The sequence below is a fragment of the Flavobacterium piscisymbiosum genome, from assembly GCF_020905295.1.
Taxonomy (GTDB): Bacteria; Bacteroidota; Bacteroidia; order Flavobacteriales; family Flavobacteriaceae; genus Flavobacterium; species Flavobacterium piscisymbiosum.
Map to the genome: position 1 here is coordinate 4,266,202 of NZ_JAJJMM010000001.1, position 26,674 is coordinate 4,292,875.

Genomic DNA, 26,674 nt, shown 5'->3' on the forward strand with positions numbered 1-26,674 from the left:
AATAAATTTAAGATTATAATTTGAGGTCAATTAATTTTAAAATGGTGAAGGCTGATTTTTAGACAGCGTTAACACGGTACGGTTTATATAGGGAAATAAAGCAATGACAATAAGGGATATAATAATAACTGCACAAATCATCTCATAATAATCAACAGCGTATCTGATATGATTTTGGGCACTAATTGTATTAATTAATACCTTATTAGTTGCTTTTGCAGCATAAGCGGATGTTGCTCCGTCCTGGATCAATATGTTTTTAATATTACTTACAGATTGCAGGGCGACAGGGTTAAGATTGGAAATTTTATCCTGAAAAGTATTAAAGTGTTTGCTTTTAGCATATAAGTCAAAGTAATTCATTAAACCGATACTAACATAAAAACCTAAGCATCTCATAAACAAACACATTCCTGCTGATGTTACACTTAACCTTTCGGGCACCGAGGAGACCATAAAAATTATAGAAGGTGTCATTAAGGTCCCAACACCTAATCCCTGAATCAAAAGTGGTATATAAAAGTTATTCTCATTGGCTTGCGTGGTAAAAAGAAAGATCATCCACGCATGATACAATAACAATAAAGAGAAACCATAGATCCATAACAAACGTATCGGACGATGCTGCAGAACAAAAACACCTGAAATAATTACACCAATTATGATTCCAAAAACATTAATTAACGTGATCTGACCAACATGAATCGGATCTAACTTTAAAACAGTCAAAAAGTAGGTTGTGGTTATTGAAAAAGCAAAACGACAGACATAAAAAATGACAATTATCAACGCTCCAATTTTAAAATTCCTATATTTAAAAACCTCTAAATCGAAATAAGGGCGTTTTAACCTGGATTGTCTAAGAATGAAAAGTCCACCAAAAATGAAGATCGATATTACACTCCAAAAAATACGCTGATCCTCCAGCCAATAATATTCTTGACCATAAACCATTATATAACCTATAAGGCAAATTGAAATGGCATAAAATGTAAAACTAGCCCAATCCAATTGATATAAAGGAAATTTAACGTCCAGCCTGACATTGTTCATAAATAAGAGCAGTGCTATAAGACTGGGCAAATACGAAAACATTGCACATTTATATACTATATTAAAATCAAATGAATCAATGATTTCAGCAGTTATAAAATTATTAAATGGAATCATGCAAACCAGCATTCCAAAAAATATAGAGTACCCTATAACACGTGCCCGTTCTGTTCTTAAACGCGCATAAATAAGTGCTAATGATAAATTCACAGTCATTGTAAAGGCCATTCCCTGAATAAATCGGAAAATAAATAAAACAGTTATCTCTTTTGTACTATAGCAGATATAGGAGCTTATTATCTGAATAATTGTTATTACGATAAAGTATTCTTTTGCTGCCAGAAATTTAAAAAATCGCCTTTCCAGAGAAAAAAAACTAACATAACCAGCATAAAATAAAGAGACTGAAAAATAGACATCATAGGTTTCACTTCCTGTGTTCCCTGCTGCGGCATTGATATTTGCCATGGGCAAAAAAAACAAAACCAAACTAGGGAGCAATACAATAAAGAGCGTTATTTTAATCAACCACTCCGGAACCCACTTTTTAAATAAAAAACCTTTTGGAAGCATTTTAGTTTTGTTTTTTAGCAATTGAAACATTTACATTCATTCCTGCTTTCAGTAAATCAGCTTCGTTTTTGGGATTTGTAACGCGGATTCTAACAGGAACACGCTGCACAATTTTCACATAATTGCCTGTTGAATTATCGGGAGGCAACAGCGAAAAACTAGAACCTGTAGCTGGCGAAAAAGATATAATTACTCCTTTAAACTTTTTATCCGGATACGCATCAGCTATGAAACAAGCAGTGTCCCCTAATTTCATACATCCTATTTGTGTCTCCTTATAATTCGCAACCACCCATTTATCTGTTTCTGCATTGACGATATAAGCCAATACCTGTCCTGCATCAATCATCTGACCTTTTTCAACAGTTCTTCTTCCCATAAAACCATCATATGATGCAGTAACGGCAGTATAAGTAACATCCAGTTTATGACGATCCAGCAATGCCTCAAGTCGCGCAATTTCAGCCATTACAACTGCTTCTTGCGATTTTGCGTCATTTATTTCAGATAAGGATGCCTGATATTTATCAGTAGTGGCCTGCGATTCGGCTAAAGCTATATTGTAGGCCGCTTCAATAGTTTCTAATTTTTGAGCTGTGGCTGATTCTGCCTGCACTAATTTTTTATATCGGATATAGTCTAAATCTTCTTTCCTTAATTCGGCTTTTGCCACATTGATTTTTGACAAATTTACTTTTGCTATTTTATTAAGAGTTGCCACCTTGCTTTGCCAAACTTCAAGCTGGGCTTTTGCGTTTAAAAGTGCAGCTTCTGTTTGCTGTTGCTGAATATTATATTCCCTGCTGTCGATAATCAAAATGGTATCACCTTTTTTTACAGGCTGGTTTTCTTCAAATTTAATTTCTGTAATAAAACCTCCAGCTCTGGAAATTACCGGATTTATATATTCCTGAACCTGAGCATCATTTGTTTTTTCATTTTGGTAAATGTCCCATAAAGATACAATGCCCCAAATACTTAAAATAAAGGTTATCACTATTGCAATCCAACCTGTTATTTTGGTTATTAATTTGTCTGTAACGGTATACGTGTTTCTGTTTTTCATTTTTATAGTGTTCCTAAAACATTTTGAAGTTGATAGTATTGAATTTGTGCTGCTATTTTTGTTGAAGCGAAATCAAATCTGCTTTGCAATAATTGAATATCTGCATCTAAAAGATCGGTAATAAGTGCCGCTTGATTAAAGTAGTTTTGCTTTACAATTCTTGCATTCTCGGTTGATTGCGCCACATCATTCCTTGCTACATCAATTTTAATGAGAGATTCTTTAAAACGCAGATAGTTTTCATAAACTTGTTGTCGAATTTTATCATCGATATGGTGGTGTTCCACTTCTTCTTTCTCTAAATTTAATTGGGCTACTTTTACTTTTGGCCTGTTGATATAAAGCTCTGATATTGGTATTGAAGCCCTAACGCCAAAAATTCCGAGGGTGTAGTTACTAGGAGAATATGGATAAAGGAAAATTTGGGGATTGGCAAGATAAAATTCACCATACATTCCAATTTTTGGTTTTACATTGGCTTTAGTACTTTTGAGTTCTATTTTCCTTAAATCTACTGTCTTTTCTGAAATATGATAATCATATGATTTTTTCTGAGCTACTTCCAAATAGCTTTCATATGATTGCAATTCAAATAATGCAGGATCTAATTCCTGGTAAGGATTCACCAGTTCCAAATCAGGTAGCCCAATTAAAATGTTGAGTTTTTGATTTGCAATAGCAATATCATTTTCGATTTTAACAAGCATCATTTTTTGATTAGATAATTTGAGTTCTACTCGCAGTACGTCGCTCTTTAATATCACACCATTTTTATAAAGAGCCTTAATTTCCAACAGTTGTTTTTCCTGATTGGCGATATCTTTGATCATGAGTTCTTTAAAAATATGGCATCGTTGTAAACTCAAATAATAAATAGCTCCTTGCAATTTAATTTCAGAAACCGTCATATCCTTTTGCACTTTGGCAATATCAGATAGCGTTTTTTTCTTATCTATTTTTAAGTTTAATTTATTTCCATTGTAAATATTCAGGTACATATCTGTACTGACCTTATATAGCCAATGGATCACCTCATGCTGGGTCGGTTTACTGAAAAGGCCGTTTTCATACACAGGAATATTTGTGGCATATTCATAATTACCTTTTAAAGTAATTTCAGGAAGCCGTTCAATTTTGATTTCTGAAATTTCTTCTTCAGCGATGGTTGACTCCAAAGTATTCAAATGAATTTTTCTACTGTTATCAATAACGTTTGCCCACATTTGATCTATTGATAAGGGCTTTGATTCGGCGTTTGGAATCAATTTGTTTTGCGCGAAGAGGAAAGAGGTTTGCAGGGTTAAAAGGAGGTAAATTAGTTTCTTTGATTTATCGATAAACATTTTAATTATATTTTTAGACCACAAAGATATAATCCAATTGGCCCTTCCTATTTATGTAAAATAGACGATTATTTAATCATTCCGGTCAATGTTAATTTTAACTTAAATATGACAGTAAACTTCTTTTATTTTTGTTCAGAGAAATTAATGATTTCCAAAATTACCCCACTTACAAATTGCGTTTCGTATCTTTGATTAATCCGTATAAACAATAAAAATATGAGCTTAATTGCTGCCTTACCTGAGATTGACAACTTATCATCTTCTGTTTTTGTGATGCATGAGCGATTTGAGAAATTCATTCCGCACCATAGTCATACTAAAGGACAATTATCATATGTCGAAGGGGGGCTAGCGTATCTGCAGATAAATGACCGTCACTATGTAATTCCTGCACGTCATTATTTCTGGGTACCACAAGGCTTAACACATATCTTAAAAATTGGACATTCAGGAACGGTTTTGCGTTCTTTGTTTTTTTATACCCATGATGATGACAAACATCCTTTTTATTCAGAGGTAGGGATTTATCCTATTAATGAACTTCTCATGGAAATGATCAAATATTCAGAAACCTGGGATGGACATATACTCCCTGGAGAGAGTCGTTACCTTTTTTTATCGGTTATTAAGAATATTCTCCCTGAAATAAGTGCTAAAAGACTACCAATCGCATTGCCTTTTACCGAAAACGAGCGTATGCAGCCCATATTAGAATGGATTCAAAATAATATATCGGCTACTCATACTCTGCGTAGCTTAGGAAGTCAGTTCGGACTGAGTGAAAGGACTTTATCACGTTTGTTTCAGTCTACTTTAAATACTTCTTTTTTGCAATACCTGAAATTACTCCGAATGGTCAAAGCCATTGAATTAATGCTTCAAACGGACTTATCAATGAGTGAAATTGGATATTCTGTAGGCTATGGCAGTCTGCCTGCTTTTAGCAATACCTTTTATCAGTTAACCAATTTTAGGCCATCCGATTTTAAAAAGAATTTTTAAGATGCAAACGATCATTATAAAAAAAGTTTATAACAGCAAAACAGCTGATGGGTCTTATCGGGTTTTGGTCGATAGATTGTGGCCACGCGGAATAAGAAAAATAGATTTGCAGATTGACGAATGGAACAAGGAAATTGCGCCCTCTCTTGCATTAAGAAAATGGTTTACTCACCAAAAAGAGCGCTTTGAAGAATTTTCTAAACTTTATATCCACGAATTAATGGCAAAAACCGATGAATTAAACAGATTGAAAATTATTGCTGGAACTCATGATGTAACTTTATTATATGGAGCAAGGCATCCCCAATATCATGCAATAATTTTAAAGGATTATTTATCGAAGTAGAAAAGGATATCATCTAAAAGATATTATTGAAAATAAAGCATAGAACTAACCTTGAAACACAACCTATTTTGAGCCTAAATAGAAAAATAATACGATTTACTGTTGTTGAAAATAATCAAAAACATCATATTGAAACCTATGTGGGTGAATATCCAAGTTTAATGTTTTTGTTGCGGGACAGGCTCTATTTAGATGGTTTTGGAGAATGTCAGGGAGTTGGAAGATGTGCAACCTGCATCGTACAAGCAAAAGCTATAAAAGGAAATTCAATGATAAAAGAAAGAAATGAACCTTCCACGTTATCCAAAATGGGGTATACCGATGCGGACATTCGGCTCTCATGCCAACTATTTATCACAACTGATTTAGAGGAATCAGAAATAGAAGTTCTTGAAATTTAGCCCTAAAAAAAATCAGTAGTTGTAAAAAATTGATAATTAACATTAATTAAAATGTCAAACAAATAACCCTTTTAATTTAAATATAAGAGCAAATTTCAGTGATTAATTTGGATTCAAAAATTCTTTTTAATTATTTTCACTAATAACCTCAAAGTAAATTACGCATAGTTTTACTTTTATAGATGGAAAGATACTAAAAAATAAACCCTGCATTTGCAGGGTTTAAAATTAATTCAAATTAATAGACCCAGGTCCAAATTCCTCATAAAAAATATTTGATTTGCTGACATTAAAATTGATTAACGAATTATAATGTGTTTTAATAAACATTTCCGGGCCGCAGATGTAGTAGTGTGCATCTTCTAATAAAATAGCCTCCTTACATTTATTTAAATCTACCCTCCCTTCGATAATAGCACTATCACTTTGATCATCAACATCCTCATTGAATAAATAAGTGTCAAGCCAGTCAGCTTCTTCTTGAATTAAGTTAACATCTTCTTTAAATGCATGAACAGAGGCATTTCTACAACCGTGTACCCATATCGTCTTATTCTTAAGGGTATCTCTGTTTGTTTCAAGCATACTCAGCATAGGAGTCACTCCAACGCCGCCACTTATTAAGACAATTGGAGTTCCGGCAGGTCTTAAAGAAAAAATACCCGCTGGATTGGATAGATTTATAGTATCTCCAACTTGCATTCCATGTAAAGTATTAGAAACCATTCCTGCAGGATTATTTAAAATAGCAGTTTCTTTTTTTACAGATATCCTATAGAATTCAGAATTTGGTACAGTAGATAAGCTATATTGCCTTGGTTGCAGTAATTCAATTTCCTTAACATAAACCTGGACGCTCACATATTGTCCTGCTTTATAATCAGCAATTTTTTTGCCATCTGTTGGATAAAGAAAGAATGACTTTATTTCTTTAGATTCCTCGGAAATCTTCCCAATAGTAAAGTTTCTCCAGCCATTCCAACCTCCCTCTTTTTCCAGATTAGCTAAATACATCTCTTTTTCAATATTTATCATAATATCAGCTAATTGATTATAAGCTATTGTCCACGCTTCAAGTAGCTCATCATTAGCTGCATCACCCAATACCTCCTTAATTGAAGCTATTAAATGTTCTCCCACAATTGAATACTGTTCCGGTTTTATGCTCAAACTAACATGTTTGTTACCAATCCCTTTTAAAACATTAAGCAGCACTGAAGGATTATCTATATTTGCGGCATAAGCTAAAACAGCGCCTGCCAATGCTTCTTTTTGTCTTCCATTAGCTTGGTTTCCCATATTAAAAACTTCTTTTAATTCAGGATGTTGTCCCAGCATTCTTTTATAAAAATGTTCTGTAAGGATTGCTCCTGCTGATTGTAATATTGGAACGGTCGCTTTTATTAACTCTTTTTGTTTAAAATCCATTTTGATCTATTTAAAATTTATTTGTAAAATAAGAAGCATTGCGTTAGCTCTAATACTTTCTATTGCATCAAATCCACGCAAATTCTTTATTGTTGAATCATTGAATTAAAATCTTTCATGATGTACCCTAATTTATCTAGAATGAATGGGGTACTCTTTACATTTTATCTTTAACTACTTCTACAAAATTAGGTTATGGTTAGATAGCAATTTTATGATCTAGATCATAAAAGTAAATTATAGGAAAATTTTTCGATCCTTAATTTTGAGCCCACCCTTTTGCTCAAGTGTTTTTATAGCTCTAATTACTGTTTCAACCCTTAATCCAGTAAGATCTGCAATTTGTTGGCGTGTTAACGGCACTTTATATTTTACATCAGATGGTACGCCAATTTCTTCCTTGAAATAATCAATCAGCTTTATGATTCGATGTTCAGCATCTTGAGAAGATAGTTCCGATGCCATAATCGACTTATAATATAATCTCTGGGAAAGGACTTCACTAACAGCAAGATTTACCTCAGGATTTGTCAAAAGCAATCTAAAAAAAGCTTCTTTGTGGATGGTATATACTGTTGTATGAGAGATAGCCATAGCATTTGATGGATAAGGTTTATTAATAAACAATGGAGGTTCTCCAAAAGTTTGGCCTGTAGAAAATATTCCTTGTATAAATTCCTTGCCCTCATCATTAAAATTATTCATCTTAACGCTGCCAGATAGGATTTGATAGAAAAATTTTGGAAAATCACCTTCATTAAAGAGAAAATCACCTTTTTTATATGTCATCTTGCAAGCGCCAAACTTAAGCAATATATCTTCTTTTATCATGTGGAGATTATAGTTAAATATCTGATAGTTAATCATGTAATGGGCTTTCTCAAGGCATTAAAAAATAAATATATATTGAATTATTTGAATCTTTAAATAAACAATACAGCTTTTTGTTTTAAACATGCTTGGTAAATAACCAAACTTTAAATTTATGTTTAGTTTTTTATGTACTTGAAGCCTTTTGAGTAAAAGAATTAAAATCAAAATTGATGATTTTAACAAACTTAGATGAACTCAAGCTATGAAGCAATCAAACAGTATAAAATGACTCGAATGATTAAACATTCGGCTGGTATGCAACAAAATAGCAAGAAGTATGATCGTAGTTGTTTTTAGTTTTCATACAAATTGTGAAACAATATTATGATTTAGGTCATATTTTCATGATACATATGTGGGCTAAATTTGCCAATAAAAATATATATCATGAAAATTTATAACGAAACATTTGAAAATTTTAGTAATAATTATATTGGTTGTGCTACTATGGCAGTAATTGGACAAAGCTGCCTTGGATCAGTTGCTGCTATGTGTGTACTTTCTAATGGAACTTCACTGTGACAGATGGTACAGTTGACCATTATTGTCTTTGCAAATATCTTTGCAAATACTTCAATTTTGGCACAAATGAGCCATAAGACTGTTTTTAATACTATTATTAGCACAGTGTTTTTTAGCTCATTATTTATAATTATCAATAACATTTAATTAGGTGGGTAATAGAAAATAGAGCTAATATAATCATTATATGATCTGACGAAAGGTAAGATTGATCCTCGGGAGCACTTCACGGGCTGTTTTGGGTACCTGATGCTCCCAATAAGTATTGGTATGTCGGACCATAAGCAGAAAAGTGCCGTGATGCAGGGGAATTTCAATCTGGGGATTATGCTTTAGGGTTTTATGGCGCAGCCGGAAAAGCCGTGTTTCGCCAAAAGTTACCGAAGCGATGTTCATTTCCTTGTTGATGCTGGTGGTTTTATCGCTGTGCCAGCCCACACCGTCAGTGCCGTCCCTGTAGAGATTAAGCAGCACGGCATTGAATTCAATACCGGTATGCTGCTCCACGCGTTCCCTTATTTGGAGCAGTGATGCGGGCCAGTCGGGATTCGACTTGCGCTCGGGCCTTCTTGTCTCGCCATACCAGGAAATCATTCTGGGCGCCGTAACGACCTTGTCGTACATCGGCATTTCATATTCCCTCCACTGGGTGGTATGGTATAAAAAGTTATAGTAATAATCGGATTCTTCCTTACTGAAAAAATTATCAATCAGCATCAGATCCGCATCAGGGACGTCAAAGGTTCTTTGGCCGCCTTTGCCTGATGAAAAAATTTCGGTATCATCAAATAGCATCATCTTCTCTGGATTTTAATTTATACTCATTATATGGTCCTTCGGGTCTATGAATGGCATGCCTTCAGTGCTCATTTTGAGCCTTGGCAGGTTAATTTCATGTTCCTGCGGATAAGGCTGGCGGTCGGTCATTGAGATATCCTCGCGCAGCTGCTGGTGCGCTGTAAACTGCCGCTCATCAGAGTTCGAATACCTCGGATCGGCAATAAAAGGCATCTTGGACATTTGGGTTACCGTAATGGTAGGGAAGTGGTAATCCACCTCCACATTCCCCCGCAGCAGGTAACAGCCCCCGCCCTGAAAGGGATATTCTTTCAGGCTTCCCGTAAAATGAGCCGTATCAAACAGCTCGCCTTCGGCGTCAATCCAGGTGCCGAAAAACATGGCGCCCATCTTGGTGGGCACATGCTTTCTGGAGATCAGGTAGGCCAGCATGCGCACTGACTTTTTATGATGTTTTAAAAGGTCTTTGGCCATCACATCGCCGCGGAACTTGGTTTTCAAAAGATCAAAAGGGGAGCAGGAAACCGGAAAGCTCAAAAGCTCGATCTCATCAAAGGCATCCTCAAAGGCAGAGCGCGCCAGCTCGGGAAGTACAAACTCCTTTACAGGCTCCTGAATGAGCAAAAGGCCGCGGTTCTCGGGCTTGAAATTGACAAGGATCAGCCGGGCGATGACCAGCAGCTGGTTTTTTGTTTTTCCAGTGAACCGGAAAGCGCCTATGAAAATCAGGATCTGCAGGGTCTCAATGCCGATAGGGATACGGTTGATAAAATCTTCGAGTGAGAGATACGACCCGTTTTTTTCTCTCTCGAACTGGATCAGCCGGGCGCTCTCTTCATTAAGGCTTTTCAGGTGCATAAACCCAAGATAGACATCGGAGCCGTAAAGCGTGGTTTCCAGCTCGCTTTTATTTACACATGGATTGTGAATCGCGGCCCCTGACATCCTTGCCTCATGCACATAGACCTCGGTACGGTAAAAGCCGCCCTGGTTGTTGATGACCGCTACCATAAATTCGATGGGATAGTGCACTTTAAGATAAAGGCTTTGATAGCTCTCTACGGCGTACGATGCCGAGTGAGCCTTGCAGAACGAGTATCCGGCAAAGGATTCGATCTGGCGGTATATTTCCTCGCTGAGTTTCTCAGGATGTCCCTGCGCTTTACACGACGCAAAGAAATTATCCTTCACCTTCTGGAGCGCTTCCTTCGAGCGTCCTTTGCCTGACATGGCACGGCGCAGGATATCCCCATCTGCTGCGGGCAGTCCCCCGTAATGCAGCGCGATTTTGATCACATCCTCCTGATAGACCATAATCCCGTAAGTCTCGCCAAGCTGCTGCTCAAACACTGGATGGAAGTACTCGAACTTATCGGGATGGTTGTGGCGAAATATATACTCTTTCATCATGCCTGACTGCGCCACACCGGGACGTATTATGGAGGAGGCTGCTACCAGGGTTTTATAATTGTTGCACTTCAGGCGGCGTAATAATCCCCTCATCGCCGGGCTCTCAATGTAAAAGCAGCCGATAGTGCGGCCAATACCCAAAAATTCATTGCAGCTGGCCTCGTTTTTTGAAATCGAGGTATCACGGATATTCAGGCGGATCCCGCGGTTTTTCTCAATGAGCTTCACGCTGTCATCAATATGTCCAATGCCGCGCTGGCTCAGGATATCGAATTTTTCAAGGCCTATGTCTTCCGCTATATGCATGTCAAAAAGCGCAATGGGAAAACCCTTTGGGGGCATTTCCAGTGGCGTGTAATTGGTGATGGGCTCCTCGGAGATCAGGATCCCGCAGGAATGCATGCTTCGCTGGTTGGGATATTTCTCCAGCAGCTTACCATACTGCTGTACCTCGCGCACCACTTTGTTTGTTGGGTGCAGCTCCATGGGGCTTTTGGTCAGGAGATCGAGCTCTTCCTTGGGAAGCCCGAAGACTTTGCCCACTTCACGAAATATGGATTTGTATTTGAATTCTACATTGGTGCCGCAGAACGCCACATGCTCATAGCCATAACGCGAGAAAATGTATTCCAGGATCGTGTCGCGCTCCTTCCAGGACCAGTCAATATCAAAATCGGGCGGGCTTTTGCGGTTTAGGTTTAAAAACCTTTCAAAATAAAGATCAAGCTCCAGCGGACAGATATCGGTAATGCCCAGACAGTAGGCGATGATGCTGTTAGCCCCGCTTCCCCGGCCAATATGCAGGAAACCCTGTGAGTTGCTGAACCGGATGATATCTCATGTAATGAGAAAGTAACCGCTGAATTCCAATTGGTCAATTACTTTAAGCTCCTTGTACATGCGGGATTTGGCCTGGGCGTTATTTTTGCCATAACGCCACTCCAGTCCTTTTTTAGCCAGTGTCGTGAGAAGGTTGATATCATCCTTGCGGCTATTGGTATAAAATTTCTTGTTTTTGGGCGTTTTAAAATCAAATTCAAAATTGCACTGGCTGATGATTTTTTCCGTGTTGACTATAATCCCCGGATAATTCGAGTAGCAGGACAAAATTCTTTGAACATCCACCATCACTTCTGAACTGCGGCAGTAATCTGAAGGGATGAGTTTGGATAAGATAACATTCAGGTCAATGGCCCGAAGTACCTTGTGCAGCTCATATTCCTTTGTGGTGCGAAAGGTTACCGGCTGGAGTACGACCATTTTGTCCTGCCTGTTTTTCCAGTCAGACAGGATCAGTTTTGGCAGCTCTTCGGGACGAATGCCGATGTATTCATTTTCCTTTAGCAGATCCGGGACATTCTCCAAGGGGTAAATGACAAAGACATCCTTAAAATCAGGAGCATCAAGGGGCAGGGAGGCGCTTTCAAAGTTATGGCGGGTCAGAAAACGGTTCATTTCCGCGAGCCCTGTAGCATTTTTAGCAAGCCCAATATAACGAAGCTCATTTTCGGAGCGAAATTCCATTCCCACAATAGGCTTGATCCCCACGTCCTGACATCCCTTTATGAAATCATAGATCCCGGTCACCGTATTAATGTCGGTAAGCGCCATGGCCTTTACACCACAGGCGGAACCACGGCTGATCAATTCCATCAGTGGAATCGTGCCGTAACGCAGGGAATGGAAAGAATGGCAATTAAGGTACATGGGCTCGGGTTTATTTATCGGACTTGCGTTTTAAAATTTTATTTTTGTTGTTGGGTTTAATTGAGGCACCGGCGCAGCGCATCACAGCGTCAAAGCCATACCTTGTCTTCATCCGGTCCATGGCCTGGTAAAGCGCGAGCATTTCCTCTGTGTCCTGAAAAATATCAATCTGGTAGGTACCTCGGACAAGCCCGCTGAATGTTACACCAATAAGACGGATTCGCATGCGTCGCTGGTAAAGTTTCTCAAACAAAGCAATGGCAGTTTCGGTGAGTATGTGATCGGCCGATGTATACTGTACCTTGCACTGTTTGGGTTCTGTATCAAAGTTGGCATACCGGATTTTAACGCTTACCGTAGAGGCAAGCCACCCTTCAGAGCGCAGCTGGTAGGCGAGTTTCTCGACCATGCCCAGCAGTATTCTTTTCATCATCCCAATATCGATGGTATCCTGGGGAAAAGTCTCCTGGGTTGAAATTGATTTTCTATCTCTGTGAGGCTCCACGGGATTGTTGTCAATGCCGTTGGCTTTTTTCCAGAGCTCCAAACCGTTTTTGCCAATCATTTTCTGCAGGGCTTCCGGGGGCATTTGGGAAAGCGTTTCTATTTTTCTGATCCCGATCCTTGAGAGCAGCTGAAAGGTTTTTTCACCTACCATGGGTATTTTCTGAATGGACAAGGGATTCAAAAAGGACTGGACCAAATGCTCAGGGATCTGCAGGTTCTGCTTTTGCTTGCCTTCGCCGGTTCCAATCTTGGAAACTGTTTTGTTGATGGATAGGGCAAAGGTGAGGGGAAGGCCGGTTTCTTTTGTGACGGTCTGGGCCAATTCATTTGTCCATTTGTAGCTGCCATGGAACTTATCCATGCCGGTGATATCCAGATAGAACTCATCTATGCTGGCTTTTTCCACCACGGGCGCTTTTTCCTGAATGATCTCGGTAATGTCATGGGAGAGTCTTGAATATAATTCCATGTCACCTTTCATGATTTTGGCCTGCGGGCAGAGCTTCATGGCCATGTGGATGGGCATGGCAGATCGCACCCCGAATCTTCGGGCTTCATAAGAGCAGGAAGCTACAACACCCCTTTCACCGCCCCCGATAATCAGCGGTATTCCATTAAGTGCAGAATTAGTAAGTCTTTCGCAGGACACGAAAAACGTATTCATATCGATATGTACAATTGACCTTTCCATCTTCTTTTCTCATTTTTATACCAATCAAAATTAGTACAGATAATAACAATATTTAAAATTAATATGTTCTAATTTGGAACAAATTTATGCAATCAGTTTTTTCTGATAGTGGGGTAGCGTGTAAATATTGGAAACTTTAAAAAACAGCAAGATTAAGAAATGGTAAAAAGATATTTTTTTAATGTGTTTTTTCTGAATTATGCCTTATCTTTACAATCCCCTTATCAAATTCAGGATATCATTTTGCAGTTTTAAAATGACGCGTGCCTTTACTTTGGAATATTGTTTATCCAAAGCAGCTTCCTATTTATTGTTTAATGTAAATTGTAGAAAAATGGCATTTGAAAATTACAATTCCCAAAGGTTTATTTACCTGGCCGATGACGACAGCGATGACAGGGAGTTCTTTGCTGATGCGCTGAGCGAAATTGAGCGTGATGTTATCCTAAAACAGGCCCCCGACGGCATGCATCTAATGGAGAGCCTGCTTACGCTTTCCGAATCAGAGCTTCCCGATTTTATTTTCCTTGATATCAATATGCCGGGAAAAACAGGACTGGAATGTCTTCAGGAGATTAGAAATCTTTCCGGAGGTCTGAAAGAAGTAAATATTGTGATGCTTTCCACAAGCAGTGATCCGGAAAATATCCGCAGGGCATCAGAACTCGGTGCTACTTTTTATGCGGTAAAGCCCAGCTGTTTTGAGAGGCTTAAATCTTTGCTTGAAGAGGTGCTGTCGATGGATCTTGTTGGGGCGGGTGAAGGAAATAAAAAGTTTCTTTTGGTTTAGTTTCTTTTTTTTTAGTTTAGTCATAAGTGACCTTAATAAACTTGCTGCTATCGAAAACGCGATTTAATTAGCGGGTTGCGGGCAGGATAATGTTTCTGAAGATCGAATTTCACCCAATAGCTGTTTTTGATCATTTACGTATCTTTCTTTACTGTTTCGAAATAAAGCTTTTTTCTCTTTTTGATGTACAAATGGGCAAAAATCTAATTGGGATGATGAGCATCGTCAATTGTATTTAATAATGTTTTTTAGGAGCTAATCCCGCTATCCGTTACAATCTTTTGTGCCGAACACCGGCACAAAAGGATTTCCTCTTCTATCGGGGCTAGGGCTGCTTCGGAGTATACTCTTGTTTTGCTATAATCCAAAGCATAGCGCTTATCGGTTTTTTAAAGTTTATTTTTATTGCTATTAACTTCTATCTAAAATCAGTAAATCTTTTTTCTAAATCATATAACCATTTTACTCTCTTTTTTTGAGTAACTGATTTTACCATGTTATGGCTGATCCAGTTTAAATTTTTATATCCCATTGTTTTAAAAACACTTCTAAGCATTGCTTTTTTAATTAAATTTCCGATTAGCAGGGAGTACATGATCCTGGGTTTGTTCATTGTGGTGATAATAGTTACACCTTTTAAATTTTTCAACAGTGGTATAAGCCCAAAACCTCTGGGATGATGGTCATAAACGATACCGGGGGAGAGAACCCTGTCGATAAATCCTTTGGTCATGGCAGGCATCAGATCCCACCAAATCGGAAAAATGAAAATCAACTGATCTGCGTTTTTTAAACGATTGCTGTAATCTATAACATGAGGATCAATTGGAGTATGGTCCACAAAGGCTTTCAGGTCTTCTTTAGACATTACCGGATTGAAATTATCATTATCCAGATGGATAAGGTCTACATGATGCTTCCCTTTTTGAAGTCCAGTGGTAACTGCTCCTAAAATGGCGTTACAGTAACTTTTTTCATAGGGGTGATTGAACACAATAACTACTCTCATTTTTTTTGAATTGTTTACGATTTACAATGCAAAGATGCTTGAGTAAGAGGTATTGGGACGATAACAATTGTTAAGAAATACAGACAAGGTAAAATCTTGTTAGAATGAATTAAAGCTGGATTACTCCAGTTCAATACAATCAAAATGATAGGATCTGAGAAGATTGACTACTTTTTTGCAAATGTTTTTTTTACTTTCAATACGCAGAATTTTATCACAATCTTCAAGGTCAAAATTCCACTTTATGTCCTGGAAGTCTGAATCAAGAACAGCTTTTAATTTTTTGATTTGTGCCTTATTTTTGACTGATGTTTTAAATACGTGTATCATAGCCTTGCAATTTCCCTGTATGGTGATTAAACCACAAAATTGGCAAAACACTCGGCAGACTATCGATAACAATTGTTAAGAAAGATCTTTTTATCGCCTGTTGCGGATCCTGCTAAGGGAGACAGAAGTGATGCCCAAATAGGAAGCTATGTAATGCTGTGGGATGCGTTGTATGATTTCGGGATGCTCTGCCAGCAGCTGCTCATAACGTTGTTGAGGGGTATTTTTTAGATAAGAAAAGAAAACCTGCTGGTTTTTTAGAAGCCTTGAGTATAAGTGCTCGATTATATTATCTTTTAGTTCTGGTGAATTCAGCAGCGTATCCTGAAAGTCTTTCTGCGTGATGGTTTGGATAACACAGGGCTCAATGCTTTCAATTGTGTACAGACTGGGTTTGCCTGTCATAAAGCTTTCAATGGATGACACGCCGCCGCCCTCAAAAAAAAACTGTGTTGTGATGTCTTTCCCGTTATTGTTTATCCAGGTTCTCAAACACCCTTTTTCAATGAAAAACATGGTTTTGGAAGTGCTGCCTTCTTCCAGCAGGATTGTCCTGGCAGGAACCTCTATTGGAGTAAAAAGTGGTTTGAAAATACTCCATCTATCGGGGATGGTTTGTGTTTTTTTTGACATGAATACATTCTTTATTTAACCCAAAAGGATTATTTATACTACTGTTTGCTTACTGCCCCAAGTGGCGGTCAGAGGCACATTTTTAGTATGCCGTAACTTTTAGTCTATTTTGTCTTTATGATATCCCTTGAGCCACTGTTCCATTTTCTGGAGTAGCTGTACCTCTTTGGGATCGCCTGTAGGATCGGTGAGCCCGGTGATGGTCCTCTGGTAACTGAACCCCTTATTTTCAAAAAGACAGGTGAATTTTGGAGGCTCGTTGTGCGATACCAGCCATTTGCCATCATCGGTGCCTTTAATCTCAAATTTCTTCATATCTCATGCTCCCTTAGAATCTGCGGTGGTAATTTTCAAACCCCCTAGGATAAACGGCAAAGTTAAGGGTTTATTTCTATTTCGGGCGTTTATGTTACCCGTCAGGTGCTCTTCCCGTTATACGTTGCACCCGAGCGCCAGCGAGCTGGCGAAGCAATCTCTTGTGCCCAGCCTTGGTACAAGAGGATTTTCCGCTTCTCGGGGCTATAGTAGGGTCATCACTGTTGTTTTGTTGTAATCCAGAGTATAAAACTTATAGGTTCTTTAAAATATACCACCTTTTGCCATAAAACGTAAAGTAATAGTATCAATCAATAAAGTTATCGCTAAACTATTTTACTTATTAAGTATTAATACGTATTATTGTAAAAGAAGAACTACGTATTTTTAACCAAACCATTTTTTTTTTAACCATCAGTATTCTTTATAAAACATACTGAAAACATCATGATTTTATGAAACTAAAATTCATACCTTTTATGATTTTGCCCCTGATTGGATTCTCACAGCAGAACAATACAATACCGGCAGACTCCATAAAAGCATCCAATGTTTTTATGCTCGGGGAAGTGATCATTACCGGTCACCAGAATAAGGATACCTTAAACAGGGTAAGTGCAAAAGCAATGCAATCGCAGCATAAAATGGATGTTTCCAGGGCCCTCAATATGCTTCCGGGTGTTACGCTAACCGCATCAGGTCCAAGAAACGAATCCATGGTTTCTATCAGGGGATTTGATTTAAGGCAGGTGCCGGTCTATATGGACGGGATTCCGGTGTATGTTCCCTATGACGGCTATGTTGACCTGGCCCGTTTTACCACTTATGATCTGGCGGCCATTGATGTTTCAAAAGGGTTTTCATCTGTGCTGTACGGTCCCAATTCACTGGGCGGGGCCATTAACCTAGTCTCCAGAAAGCCATCAAAGAAACTGGAATATGACGGCTCGCTCGGAATGATAAACAGCAATGGCTATAGGGCAAACATCAATGTGGGCTCAAATCTGGGAAAATTTTACCTTCAGGGAGGATTTTCTTATTTAGAGAGAAATTCAACCCGGATGCCATCGGGTTTTGCTGCGATGAAAAATGAGGATGGGGAAGAGAGGGACAATTCTTACCGCACCGATCAGAAAATAAGTTTCAAAATAGGGTGGACCCCAAATAAAAAAAGCGAGTATGCACTTGGCTATATCAACCAGCAGGGAGAAAAAGGAAACCCTGTTTATGCGGGCAGCGATACTAAAAACTCTCTTTTGGCAAACCCGCGTTGAACTAAACCTCCGGTAGCTTTCGCTGCGATGATTTAGTACCTTAGTATTTATTAACGTTTAAATAATTGATAATATGGTAACTAAAAAAAATCTCCGGAGGAATTAAGAACGAACAAATATTTGAATCGTGCTTGTAATGAAATTACAGGTTTTTCTGAACTTCTGCATCGTTTTGAGCGAAATATTTCTATTTTAGGACGAAGCAAACGCACTTTTGAAAATTATTCGCGCCATGTGGCCGCAATGGTACTTCATTTTGGTGCTTTACCAACCGAATTACATCCCGAACAAGTTAAAGATTATCTCTTTGAACTGCAACAACGTTCCAATTCACCTTCGCAATCGTATTTTAAACACACTGTTTACGGACTTCGATTTCTTTTAAAAACAGAGAATTTACCTTACGATTATCTTCATTTACCATCGATTCCTAAAGAAAAGAAACTTCCTGTAATTCTGAGTAGGGAAGAGATATGGAAGATGCTTCAACATGCCGATTTGCTCAAACATCGCATTTTAATTGGATTGATTTATAGTTGCGGACTACGTTGTATGGAAGTTCGAAATATTGAATTAAAGCATCTGGATTTTGATAGAAAACTACTTCATATTGTTCAAAGTAAATGCAAAAAAGATCGTTATGTTCCCTTATCAGATCATATCATTCGGGGTGTAAAAAGGTATATTTCAGCCGAACATCCTACCACATTTTTATTTACAGGCAACACCAAAGACGCCAAAGGTTTTGATTCTCGTTACAGTCAGCGTGGCGTACAATGGGCGATTCAATCGGTTTGTAAAAAAGCAGGCATTTTAAAAGATGTGCATACGCATACATTGCGCCACAGCTATGCTACGCATTTGCTCGAAGATGGTGTAAATATTCTTCAAGTTCAGAAACTGCTGGGTCATGAACGCGTGGAGACGACGATGGAATATTTGCATGTTTGCCAGCTCGAAAACCAAAAAGTACACAGTCCAATTGATACCGTTTTTGCTTTATGCAGCCGCAGTGGGAAGTAGCCGATGTGCTGAGAAAAGTCGATTTGTCCAACCAAAACTTTACCGTTCATCAAGAAAAAACGTTAAGAGCATTGACTTTGTGCCGAACTGCTGCTTTGGGCGGACATGTAGATGCTTGTGATGCTTGTGGCAACATTAGTATTAGTTACAACAGTTGTCGCAATAGGCATTGCCCGAAATGTCAAGGTCATAAACGTGAAGAATGGATTCAGGCACGTGAGCAGGATTTGTTGCCTTGTTCGTACTATCATTTGGTTTTTACCCTTCCAGATTCGCTTAATGGATTAGCGATTGCACATCCAAAAATCGTTTATAAAATCTTGTTTGATTCTGTTTGGTCGACATTAAATCAATTCGGAAAAACGGAAGGTTTGCAACTAGGAATGATTGCGATTTTACATACCTGGGGACAAAATTTAAGTTTACATCCACATTTACACTGCATTATTCCTGGTGGTGGAATTGATGCCAACGGTAAATGGAAACGCAAGATAAAAACCGATAAATACTTATTTGCAGTAAAAGCGTTAAGCAAGGTTTTTCGAGCAAAATTTGTTGCCTTGTTACGTAAAGAAAAGCTTGCCGATGCTCATGTTTTGCAAAGTTTATTTGATAAAAATTGGGTGGTTTATGCCAAACGCCCATTTGGAGGTCCCAAACAAGTAATCGAATATTTAGGAAGATACACCCATAAAGTTGCCATCAGCAATCATCGGATTAAAAATGTAACAAATCAAGAAGTTACCATTGCTTATAAAGATTATAAAGACGCAAGTAAAACTAAGCAACTCACCTTAAAAAACGAAGAGTTTACAAGGCGTTTTAGTCTTCATATTTTACCCAAACGTTTTGTAAGAATCAGGCATTACGGTATTTTAAGTAGCAGTTGGAAACGTGGCAAACTGCAACAATTACAACAAGATTTAAATATATCATTCGACCTGAAATCGAAACCAAAACGCAACTTAAAAAATGTTATTGTTGTAAAGTTGGAAATCTGGTTACGTTACATGTCTTTGGGCAACGAGGTCCGCCAAAAGCATATCTTATCGAGAATACACTTGCCTATGTGAATTAGTTTTTACGGGTAAGGGAACTTGTATTTAATTGCGTCGGTAAATCGAAAAATAACAATAAGACAGCACAAGTTCAACCATAAAAAAAGCAGTAATCGTAAAATTACTGCTCGTATATCTTAAAGCTACACTTCGAAAACTCCATAATACGTATTAAGCTTCCTGCGGTTCCGTTCAACGGGCTTTCATCTCGTGCCCTCCGGGCAAGACGAAAGCTTAGTTATTGTGGGCTGGGTTTCTTCGTCAGTCTAAGCTTAATTTATTATGAAGCTGTTTTGTAAACAAAGGCAACCTGTCCAAATTCATTTACAGAACTTTGACAGGCTGCCATTTTATAATAATTGTGGTATGTTTATTTAACCGCTAAAACGTCCAATTTCTCAATAGATGGTGCAGTAGCCAACAATTCAGATGCATTTTCCATTAACGCCTTTGCAATCTTACCACCAAGATGTGCTTCTCTGCCTTCTTCATCTGAAAAAGTGTCAAAAATGCCAAATGTAGAAGCGTCAATACGGAACGCATACCACGTAACAGTACCTGCTTCTTCATTAGCGAGTGGCAATGCACTTGTGATAAAGGCTTCAACATCTTTTTCTTTTCCTGCTTTAGCTTCTAGTCGAACTAATAATCCTAATTTTTTCATGTCTTTTTATTTTTAAATTAAACCAATTTTGTTTTAACAAATGTAGCACCTTTAAACTTGTGGTGCTTTTTTATTTAGTTCAAAAACTTATGAAAAAAGGTCAAGTTTTCATCATGTTTTTTGGACTGTAACCAAATTCGTTTTTAAAGGCTGTGCTAAAATTTGATAAGCTGTCATAACCAAAGTCCATATAGATTTCTGATGGGGTTGCTTCATTATTAAGCAATAATTTTTTGGCTTTGTTGAGTCGTTTTAGTTGAAACCATTTTCCTGGAGACTCTTGATATAATTGTAAAAATTTCCGCTTAAAAGTAGACAGACTCATATTACATAGAAAAGCGACCTCGTCAATATTCAAACTCGTGTACAGATTTTTTTCAATGACCATTTTAAAAGATAATTCTCTTTCATTGATTAATAATGAATGTAGATAAACAAAAAAACTTTGCCCATACTTATCAGCCAGATACAGCATAATTTCTTCAAATTTCAATTCCAGAATCTTTTGAGAGATTGTTTGATTCAAACCATAAATTTGTTGAATAGAATTAATAAAATGGATAATAAAATTGTCTTTTTCCATAAGGAAATAGGGACTACTGGCCGCTGATTTATTTAAGTCATTTGGGTTAAATAAATGCCCATATTTCAATAAAAAATCATTAATGTTTTTTTGAGAAAAGAAAAAGAGTAGGCAACTATAACTATTTGCCCCTACAATTTCTGTTGTTAAAAAATTCCCCGATGCAAGAAGCAAGGATTGTGTATCATCGATCGAAACGATGTCATTAGAAAAGTGAATGTCCTTTTGTCCGTCCAACAAAAAACTGAATACATTTTTGTTTAGGTTAATCTTATTTTTGGAAACAAGTTTATACGCCTCGTAGTTAGCAATTTGCAGGTCTGAAGTGTCCGTGTAGTTATTTTCAAATAAATCTTCTGGCAAATTTGTAATGTCCATGATAGTGTTGTTTTAAAAAACATTTTGGCATTGTAAATATATTAAAATTCTATTTCAATAATTGTTTGCTCAAGTTTGGATGAATAGGTCGTTTACCCTTGCACACAACGTTCCGGCGCTTGGCGAGGTTGCGAACTTCGGAACTAATTATTTTCTATTAAAGATAAAATTTCTTGCGAAATGTAAACGTGAATTTACTACAAAATTCGCAATCTTGCCAAACGCCTGTTGAACTAAACCTCCGGTAGCTTTCGCTGCGATGATTTAGTACCTTAGTATTTATTAACGTTTAAATAATTGATAATATGGTAACTAAAAAAAATCTCCGGAGGAATTAAGAACGAACAAATATTTGAATCGTGCTTGTAATGAAATTACAGGTTTTTCTGAACTTCTGCATCGTTTTGAGCGAAATATTTCTATTTTAGGACGAAGCAAACGCACTTTTGAAAATTATTCGCGCCATGTGGCCGCAATGGTACTTCATTTTGGTGCTTTACCAACCGAATTACATCCCGAACAAGTTAAAGATTATCTCTTTGAACTGCAACAACGTTCCAATTCACCTTCGCAATCGTATTTTAAACACACTGTTTACGGACTTCGATTTCTTTTAAAAACAGAGAATTTACCTTACGATTATCTTCATTTACCATCGATTCCTAAAGAAAAGAAACTTCCTGTAATTCTGAGTAGGGAAGAGATATGGAAGATGCTTCAACATGCCGATTTGCTCAAACATCGCATTTTAATTGGATTGATTTATAGTTGCGGACTACGTTGTATGGAAGTTCGAAATATTGAATTAAAGCATCTGGATTTTGATAGAAAACTACTTCATATTGTTCAAAGTAAATGCAAAAAAGATCGTTATGTTCCCTTATCAGATCATATCATTCGGGGTGTAAAAAGGTATATTTCAGCCGAACATCCTACCACATTTTTATTTACAGGCAACACCAAAGACGCCAAAGGTTTTGATTCTCGTTACAGTCAGCGTGGCGTACAATGGGCGATTCAATCGGTTTGTAAAAAAGCAGGCATTTTAAAAGATGTGCATACGCATACATTGCGCCACAGCTATGCTACGCATTTGCTCGAAGATGGTGTAAATATTCTTCAAGTTCAGAAACTGCTGGGTCATGAACGCGTGGAGACGACGATGGAATATTTGCATGTTTGCCAGCTCGAAAACCAAAAAGTACACAGTCCAATTGATACCGTTTTTGCTTTATGCAGCCGCAGTGGGAAGTAGCCGATGTGCTGAGAAAAGTCGATTTGTCCAACCAAAACTTTACCGTTCATCAAGAAAAAACGTTAAGAGCATTGACTTTGTGCCGAACTGCTGCTTTGGGCGGACATGTAGATGCTTGTGATGCTTGTGGCAACATTAGTATTAGTTACAACAGTTGTCGCAATAGGCATTGCCCGAAATGTCAAGGTCATAAACGTGAAGAATGGATTCAGGCACGTGAGCAGGATTTGTTGCCTTGTTCGTACTATCATTTGGTTTTTACCCTTCCAGATTCGCTTAATGGATTAGCGATTGCACATCCAAAAATCGTTTATAAAATCTTGTTTGATTCTGTTTGGTCGACATTAAATCAATTCGGAAAAACGGAAGGTTTGCAACTAGGAATGATTGCGATTTTACATACCTGGGGACAAAATTTAAGTTTACATCCACATTTACACTGCATTATTCCTGGTGGTGGAATTGATGCCAACGGTAAATGGAAACGCAAGATAAAAACCGATAAATACTTATTTGCAGTAAAAGCGTTAAGCAAGGTTTTTCGAGCAAAATTTGTTGCCTTGTTACGTAAAGAAAAGCTTGCCGATGCTCATGTTTTGCAAAGTTTATTTGATAAAAATTGGGTGGTTTATGCCAAACGCCCATTTGGAGGTCCCAAACAAGTAATCGAATATTTAGGAAGATACACCCATAAAGTTGCCATCAGCAATCATCGGATTAAAAATGTAACAAATCAAGAAGTTACCATTGCTTATAAAGATTATAAAGACGCAAGTAAAACTAAGCAACTCACCTTAAAAAACGAAGAGTTTACAAGGCGTTTTAGTCTTCATATTTTACCCAAACGTTTTGTAAGAATCAGGCATTACGGTATTTTAAGTAGCAGTTGGAAACGTGGCAAACTGCAACAATTACAACAAGATTTAAATATCATTCGACCTGAAATCGAAACCAAAACGCAACTTAAAAAATGTTATTGTTGTAAAGTTGGAAATCTGGTTACGTTACATGTCTTTGGGCAACGAGGTCCGCCAAAAGCATATCTTATCGAGAATACACTTGCCTATGTGAATTAGTTTTTACGGGTAAGGGAACTTGTATTTAATTGCGTCGGTAAATCGAAAAATAACAATAAGACAGCACAAGTTCAACCATAAAAAAAGCAGTAATCGTAAAATTACTGCTCGTATATCTTAAAGCTACACTTCGAAAACTCCATAATACGTATTAAGCTTCCTGCGGTTCCGTTCAACGGGCTTTCATCTCGTGCCCTCCGGGCAAGACGAAAGCTTAGTTATTTCTGGCAGTGGCCGGTTTGGAATAAAGAAAGTTATTACTTCATTTCAAATTCAAATCTGGATGCCAAAAACAGTTTGAAAACAAGAATATATTACGACAAATTTAAAAACACACTCAATAGTTATGATGATAAAACCTATTCCACCCAGACAAAGGGATATGCTTTTCAGAGTCTTTACGATGATTATACCTATGGAGGAAATGTAGAATATAACACGCAGATTATTCCCAAAAATGATTTCAAAATTGCCGTGCATTTTAAAGAAGATGTGCACCGCGAAAACAATCTGGGTGAACCAGTGCGTCATTTTATAGACAATACAATATTGGTAGGAATTGAAGATGTTTATAAAGTCACTAATAAATTTACAGTAATTCCGGGAGTGAGCTATAACATAAGAAAAAATATTCAGGCCCAGGATTATACCAGCGCTACCAAAATAATTTCTAATTATCCCTCTGCTGATGCAAGTGATGCTTATAATGCACAAGTTGGGGTATTTTACGAGTTAAACCAGGATCAAAAGGCAGGGGCAACCGTTTCGCAGAAAACCAGATTTGCTACAATCAAAGACCGTTATTCGTACAGAATGGGAACTGCCATTCCCAATCCTGATTTAAAACCCGAGACAGCCATAAACTATGAGGTAAATTATACGGCAAAGTTTTTTGAAAGACTCACTTTCCAGACGGCTTTGTTTTACAGTACCATTACTGATGCGATTTTAAGTGTAAGTAATGTGCAGCCAGGAAAAGCGCAGATGCAGAATTTTGGCAAGGCCCAGTACAGCGGTATTGAGCTACAGGCGGATTATTCCATTTTGGAAAACCTGTCCCTGAATGTAAATTACACCTATATTGAAAGAAAGAATATGACAAGCCCGGAGGTTCATTTCACTGATGTGCCGGGTACAAAGGTAATGGGGACACTGGAGTACCAGCCTTTGAAAGTTCTAAGGTTAATTGCCAATGCCGAGTTTAATTCTTCCAGATATAGCACCAGTTACGGAACTGCGGTTGCGGACTACACCCTTTTAAATTTCTATGCTTCGGGCAGGATACTAAAAAACTTCAGCCTTGATGCCGGATTAAATAATATATTGGACAGAAATTACAGCCTTGTGGAAGGGTTTCCCGAAGAAGGGCGAAATTTCTTTGTAACGCTTCGTTTTTTTAATTAATTTTTGATGCTAAAAGGATCATTAATGCCTATACAATCCCATTATAAAAAACTCACCCTGTTACTAGTGCTGGTGACCGCCGCTATATTCATTGCGGCCACTTCTGCAGTGCCTGTATGTACAGATCCGTATAAACTGGAATATCCGGATTATTTTGGCAACCGGATCAGTATCCCGGCGAGCAATCCCACTACCAGACAGGGCGTTTATCTGGGAAGGATGCTGTTTTATGAAACCAGGCTTTCATCGAGCAAAACAATTTCCTGCGCGAGCTGCCATCAGCAGAAACTGGCATTCACCGACGGGAAAGCTTTTAGTGCGGGAATAGACAGGCCCACCAGGCGCAATGCCATGTCCCTGAAAAACCTTCTCTGGGTGCGAAACTTTTTTTGGGACGGCAGGGCAAAAGGATTGGAAGCCCAGGCAAAGGTCCCGCTTGGCGATCCGCATGAAATGGGAAATTATCTGGATAGGGCCGTTAAGGAGCTTCAGAAAACAAAGCTATATCCCGGGCTATTCAGGGAGGCTTTCGGAACGCCGGTAGTCACAGCGGACCGCATTGCAATGGCAATCGCCCAGTTTGAGCGCACATTGATTTCAGCGAACTCTAATTATGATAAATACCTGCGGGGCCAGTACAAGCCAACAGATCACGAGCTCAGTGGAATGGAACTGTTTATGAATTCCGCTGATGCAGGCAAAAACATCAGGGGCGCCAGCTGCGCGCAGTGCCATGGCACCCCTAAAATGTATATGGAATTATTCCATAACAACGGCCTTGACAGTGTTCCAAAAGACCTGGGGCGGGAAGAGCTGACAGGAATGCCCAATGACAGGGGACGCTTTCGGGTGGTAACGCTTCGAAACATTGCCCTCACCGCCCCATACATGCACGACGGAAGGTTTAAAAACCTTCAGCAGGTGCTGGATCATTACAATGAGCATATCCAGCCAAGCCGGACTTTAAGCCTGTCTTTGGTAAACCGGCCTAACGATGTGGGAGGCAAAAGCCTTGGGCTCACGGCAGGTGAAAAATCAGATATCATCAGTTTTCTCAATATGCTCACGGATTCCACCTTTACAAACAATCCAAAGTTTTCCGACCCACATCTAATTCAAAAGTAAATGTCTTGATTTTATAGCGCTTACAGCTTAACTA

General features: G+C 38.2%; 22 protein-coding genes and 2 pseudogenes. 11 read left to right on the forward strand and 13 right to left on the reverse strand.

Translation table 11 applies throughout. From position 1 onward, the window contains the following. Positions 1–36: 36 nt before the first annotated feature. From LNP81_RS18350 to LNP81_RS18360, 3 genes are read right to left on the reverse strand one after another with little or no spacing between them, the layout of a single operon-like run. Positions 37–1,626, reverse strand: a complete 1,590-nt coding sequence (locus LNP81_RS18350) for an MFS transporter (protein WP_230038350.1) — start codon at positions 1,624–1,626, stop codon at positions 37–39. A 1-nt stretch (position 1,627) separates the two neighbouring features. Next, positions 1,628–2,692, reverse strand: a complete 1,065-nt coding sequence (locus LNP81_RS18355; RefSeq protein WP_056205474.1) for an HlyD family secretion protein — start codon at positions 2,690–2,692, stop codon at positions 1,628–1,630. 2 nt (positions 2,693–2,694) lie between these two features. After that, entirely contained in the window at positions 2,695–4,035 is a 1,341-nt protein-coding gene (locus LNP81_RS18360; protein WP_230038353.1) for a TolC family protein, read from the reverse strand. Between the two features lie 276 nt (positions 4,036–4,311). Between LNP81_RS18360 and LNP81_RS18365 the strand changes: the two genes are divergently transcribed. Genes LNP81_RS18365 through LNP81_RS18375 form a run of 3 tightly spaced genes read left to right on the forward strand, consistent with a single transcriptional unit; the run spans position 4,312 to position 5,787 of the window. Beyond that, positions 4,312–5,040, forward strand: a complete 729-nt coding sequence (locus tag LNP81_RS18365) for an AraC family transcriptional regulator (protein WP_230038355.1) — start codon at positions 4,312–4,314, stop codon at positions 5,038–5,040. 1 nt (position 5,041) lies between these two features. Further along, positions 5,042–5,386, forward strand: a complete 345-nt coding sequence (locus tag LNP81_RS18370) for a DUF488 domain-containing protein (RefSeq protein ID WP_056205467.1) — start codon at positions 5,042–5,044, stop codon at positions 5,384–5,386. Between the two features lie 26 nt (positions 5,387–5,412). Further along, a complete protein-coding gene (locus LNP81_RS18375; RefSeq protein ID WP_230038357.1) occupies positions 5,413–5,787 on the forward strand; it encodes a 2Fe-2S iron-sulfur cluster-binding family protein in 375 nt (124 codons plus the stop codon). A 228-nt stretch (positions 5,788–6,015) separates the two neighbouring features. Here the strand turns inward: LNP81_RS18375 and hmpA are convergent, their stop codons facing one another. The 5 genes and pseudogenes from hmpA to dinB form a co-directional block, all read right to left on the reverse strand. After that, a complete protein-coding gene (gene hmpA / locus LNP81_RS18380) occupies positions 6,016–7,215 on the reverse strand; it encodes an NO-inducible flavohemoprotein (RefSeq protein WP_230038359.1) in 1,200 nt (399 codons plus the stop codon). A 237-nt stretch (positions 7,216–7,452) separates the two neighbouring features. Beyond that, the gene (locus LNP81_RS18385) at positions 7,453–8,046 is read right to left on the reverse strand and encodes a Crp/Fnr family transcriptional regulator (RefSeq protein ID WP_230038361.1); all 594 of its coding nucleotides are present in this window, start codon (positions 8,044–8,046) and stop codon (positions 7,453–7,455) included. A gap of 747 nt (positions 8,047–8,793) precedes the next feature. Continuing rightward, a complete protein-coding gene (locus LNP81_RS18390; RefSeq protein ID WP_230038363.1) occupies positions 8,794–9,408 on the reverse strand; it encodes an alpha-ketoglutarate-dependent dioxygenase AlkB family protein in 615 nt (204 codons plus the stop codon). 12 nt (positions 9,409–9,420) lie between these two features. Then, positions 9,421–12,525 (reverse strand): annotated as a pseudogene (locus tag LNP81_RS18395) (DNA polymerase III subunit alpha). A 10-nt stretch (positions 12,526–12,535) separates the two neighbouring features. Further along, on the reverse strand, positions 12,536–13,723 hold the full coding sequence (gene dinB / locus LNP81_RS18400) for a DNA polymerase IV (RefSeq protein WP_230038365.1): 1,188 nt from the start codon (positions 13,721–13,723) through the stop codon (positions 12,536–12,538). A 334-nt stretch (positions 13,724–14,057) separates the two neighbouring features. Between dinB and LNP81_RS18405 the strand changes: the two genes are divergently transcribed. Further along, the gene (locus LNP81_RS18405) at positions 14,058–14,513 is read left to right on the forward strand and encodes a response regulator (RefSeq protein WP_071638152.1); all 456 of its coding nucleotides are present in this window, start codon (positions 14,058–14,060) and stop codon (positions 14,511–14,513) included. A gap of 418 nt (positions 14,514–14,931) precedes the next feature. On the opposite strand, the gene LNP81_RS18410 is transcribed toward LNP81_RS18405, so the two are convergent. From LNP81_RS18410 to LNP81_RS18420, 3 genes are all read right to left on the reverse strand, one after another. Beyond that, entirely contained in the window at positions 14,932–15,522 is a 591-nt protein-coding gene (locus tag LNP81_RS18410) for an NAD(P)H-dependent oxidoreductase (protein ID WP_230038367.1), read from the reverse strand. 420 nt (positions 15,523–15,942) lie between these two features. Next, the gene (locus LNP81_RS18415; RefSeq protein WP_071637771.1) at positions 15,943–16,485 is read right to left on the reverse strand and encodes a Crp/Fnr family transcriptional regulator; all 543 of its coding nucleotides are present in this window, start codon (positions 16,483–16,485) and stop codon (positions 15,943–15,945) included. A gap of 99 nt (positions 16,486–16,584) precedes the next feature. After that, positions 16,585–16,800 carry a hypothetical protein gene (locus tag LNP81_RS18420; RefSeq protein WP_071637772.1) on the reverse strand — a complete coding sequence of 72 codons (216 nt, stop codon included), beginning with the start codon at positions 16,798–16,800 and terminating at the stop codon, positions 16,585–16,587. 455 nt (positions 16,801–17,255) lie between these two features. Here LNP81_RS18420 and LNP81_RS18425 point away from each other — a divergent pair, with 455 nt between their 5' ends. The 3 genes and pseudogenes from LNP81_RS18425 to LNP81_RS18435 all read left to right on the forward strand — a co-directional run bounded on the left by LNP81_RS18425 (position 17,256) and on the right by LNP81_RS18435 (position 20,175). Next, positions 17,256–18,074, forward strand: coding sequence for a TonB-dependent receptor plug domain-containing protein (locus tag LNP81_RS18425; RefSeq protein ID WP_083572269.1), 819 nt, complete (start codon positions 17,256–17,258; stop codon positions 18,072–18,074). A gap of 120 nt (positions 18,075–18,194) precedes the next feature. After that, on the forward strand, positions 18,195–19,097 hold the full coding sequence (locus LNP81_RS18430; protein WP_071637773.1) for a tyrosine-type recombinase/integrase: 903 nt from the start codon (positions 18,195–18,197) through the stop codon (positions 19,095–19,097). Beyond that, positions 19,076–20,175 (forward strand): annotated as a pseudogene (locus LNP81_RS18435) (IS91 family transposase). The gene LNP81_RS18430 and the pseudogene LNP81_RS18435 overlap by 22 nt, the downstream one beginning before the upstream one ends. A 350-nt stretch (positions 20,176–20,525) precedes the next feature. Here LNP81_RS18435 and LNP81_RS18440 read toward each other — a convergent pair. Both LNP81_RS18440 and LNP81_RS18445 read right to left on the reverse strand, forming a co-directional pair. Beyond that, positions 20,526–20,819, reverse strand: coding sequence for a putative quinol monooxygenase (locus LNP81_RS18440; protein WP_230038370.1), 294 nt, complete (start codon positions 20,817–20,819; stop codon positions 20,526–20,528). Positions 20,820–20,919: 100 nt separating this feature from the next. After that, positions 20,920–21,780, reverse strand: a complete 861-nt coding sequence (locus tag LNP81_RS18445; RefSeq protein ID WP_021190095.1) for a helix-turn-helix domain-containing protein — start codon at positions 21,778–21,780, stop codon at positions 20,920–20,922. A gap of 352 nt (positions 21,781–22,132) precedes the next feature. On the opposite strand from LNP81_RS18445, the gene LNP81_RS18450 reads away from it, so the two are divergent. The 4 genes from LNP81_RS18450 to LNP81_RS18465 all read left to right on the forward strand — a co-directional run bounded on the left by LNP81_RS18450 (position 22,133) and on the right by LNP81_RS18465 (position 26,640). After that, positions 22,133–23,035, forward strand: coding sequence for a tyrosine-type recombinase/integrase (locus LNP81_RS18450; protein ID WP_071637773.1), 903 nt, complete (start codon positions 22,133–22,135; stop codon positions 23,033–23,035). Continuing rightward, the gene (locus tag LNP81_RS18455) at positions 23,014–24,111 is read left to right on the forward strand and encodes an IS91 family transposase (RefSeq protein ID WP_131423819.1); all 1,098 of its coding nucleotides are present in this window, start codon (positions 23,014–23,016) and stop codon (positions 24,109–24,111) included. The genes LNP81_RS18450 and LNP81_RS18455 overlap by 22 nt, the downstream gene beginning before the upstream one ends. A 150-nt stretch (positions 24,112–24,261) precedes the next feature. After that, on the forward strand, positions 24,262–25,515 hold the full coding sequence (locus LNP81_RS18460; protein WP_346432758.1) for a TonB-dependent receptor plug domain-containing protein: 1,254 nt from the start codon (positions 24,262–24,264) through the stop codon (positions 25,513–25,515). Between the two features lie 24 nt (positions 25,516–25,539). Next, positions 25,540–26,640 carry a cytochrome-c peroxidase gene (locus LNP81_RS18465; RefSeq protein WP_230038375.1) on the forward strand — a complete coding sequence of 367 codons (1,101 nt, stop codon included), beginning with the start codon at positions 25,540–25,542 and terminating at the stop codon, positions 26,638–26,640. Positions 26,641–26,674 lie beyond the last annotated feature (34 nt).

Bases quoted from the DNA above. Each gene is read 5' to 3' on its own strand.
- LNP81_RS18350 (WP_230038350.1), bottom strand. From the start codon at position 1,626: ATGCTTCCAAAAGGTTTTTTATTTAAAAAGTGGGTTCCGGAGTGGTTG.
- LNP81_RS18355 (WP_056205474.1), bottom strand. From the start codon at position 2,692: ATGAAAAACAGAAACACGTATACCGTTACAGACAAATTAATAACCAAA.
- LNP81_RS18360 (WP_230038353.1), bottom strand. From the start codon at position 4,035: ATGTTTATCGATAAATCAAAGAAACTAATTTACCTCCTTTTAACCCTG.
- LNP81_RS18365 (WP_230038355.1), top strand. From the start codon at position 4,312: ATGCATGAGCGATTTGAGAAATTCATTCCGCACCATAGTCATACTAAA.
- LNP81_RS18370 (WP_056205467.1), top strand. From the start codon at position 5,042: ATGCAAACGATCATTATAAAAAAAGTTTATAACAGCAAAACAGCTGAT.
- hmpA (WP_230038359.1), bottom strand. From the start codon at position 7,215: ATGGATTTTAAACAAAAAGAGTTAATAAAAGCGACCGTTCCAATATTA.
- LNP81_RS18385 (WP_230038361.1), bottom strand. From the start codon at position 8,046: ATGATAAAAGAAGATATATTGCTTAAGTTTGGCGCTTGCAAGATGACA.
- LNP81_RS18390 (WP_230038363.1), bottom strand. From the start codon at position 9,408: ATGATGCTATTTGATGATACCGAAATTTTTTCATCAGGCAAAGGCGGC.
- dinB (WP_230038365.1), bottom strand. From the start codon at position 13,723: ATGGAAAGGTCAATTGTACATATCGATATGAATACGTTTTTCGTGTCC.
- LNP81_RS18405 (WP_071638152.1), top strand. From the start codon at position 14,058: ATGGCATTTGAAAATTACAATTCCCAAAGGTTTATTTACCTGGCCGAT.
- LNP81_RS18410 (WP_230038367.1), bottom strand. From the start codon at position 15,522: ATGAGAGTAGTTATTGTGTTCAATCACCCCTATGAAAAAAGTTACTGT.
- LNP81_RS18415 (WP_071637771.1), bottom strand. From the start codon at position 16,485: ATGTCAAAAAAAACACAAACCATCCCCGATAGATGGAGTATTTTCAAA.
- LNP81_RS18420 (WP_071637772.1), bottom strand. From the start codon at position 16,800: ATGAAGAAATTTGAGATTAAAGGCACCGATGATGGCAAATGGCTGGTA.
- LNP81_RS18425 (WP_083572269.1), top strand. From the start codon at position 17,256: ATGAAACTAAAATTCATACCTTTTATGATTTTGCCCCTGATTGGATTC.
- LNP81_RS18440 (WP_230038370.1), bottom strand. From the start codon at position 20,819: ATGAAAAAATTAGGATTATTAGTTCGACTAGAAGCTAAAGCAGGAAAA.
- LNP81_RS18445 (WP_021190095.1), bottom strand. From the start codon at position 21,780: ATGGACATTACAAATTTGCCAGAAGATTTATTTGAAAATAACTACACG.
- LNP81_RS18455 (WP_131423819.1), top strand. From the start codon at position 23,014: ATGCAGCCGCAGTGGGAAGTAGCCGATGTGCTGAGAAAAGTCGATTTG.
- LNP81_RS18465 (WP_230038375.1), top strand. From the start codon at position 25,540: ATGCCTATACAATCCCATTATAAAAAACTCACCCTGTTACTAGTGCTG.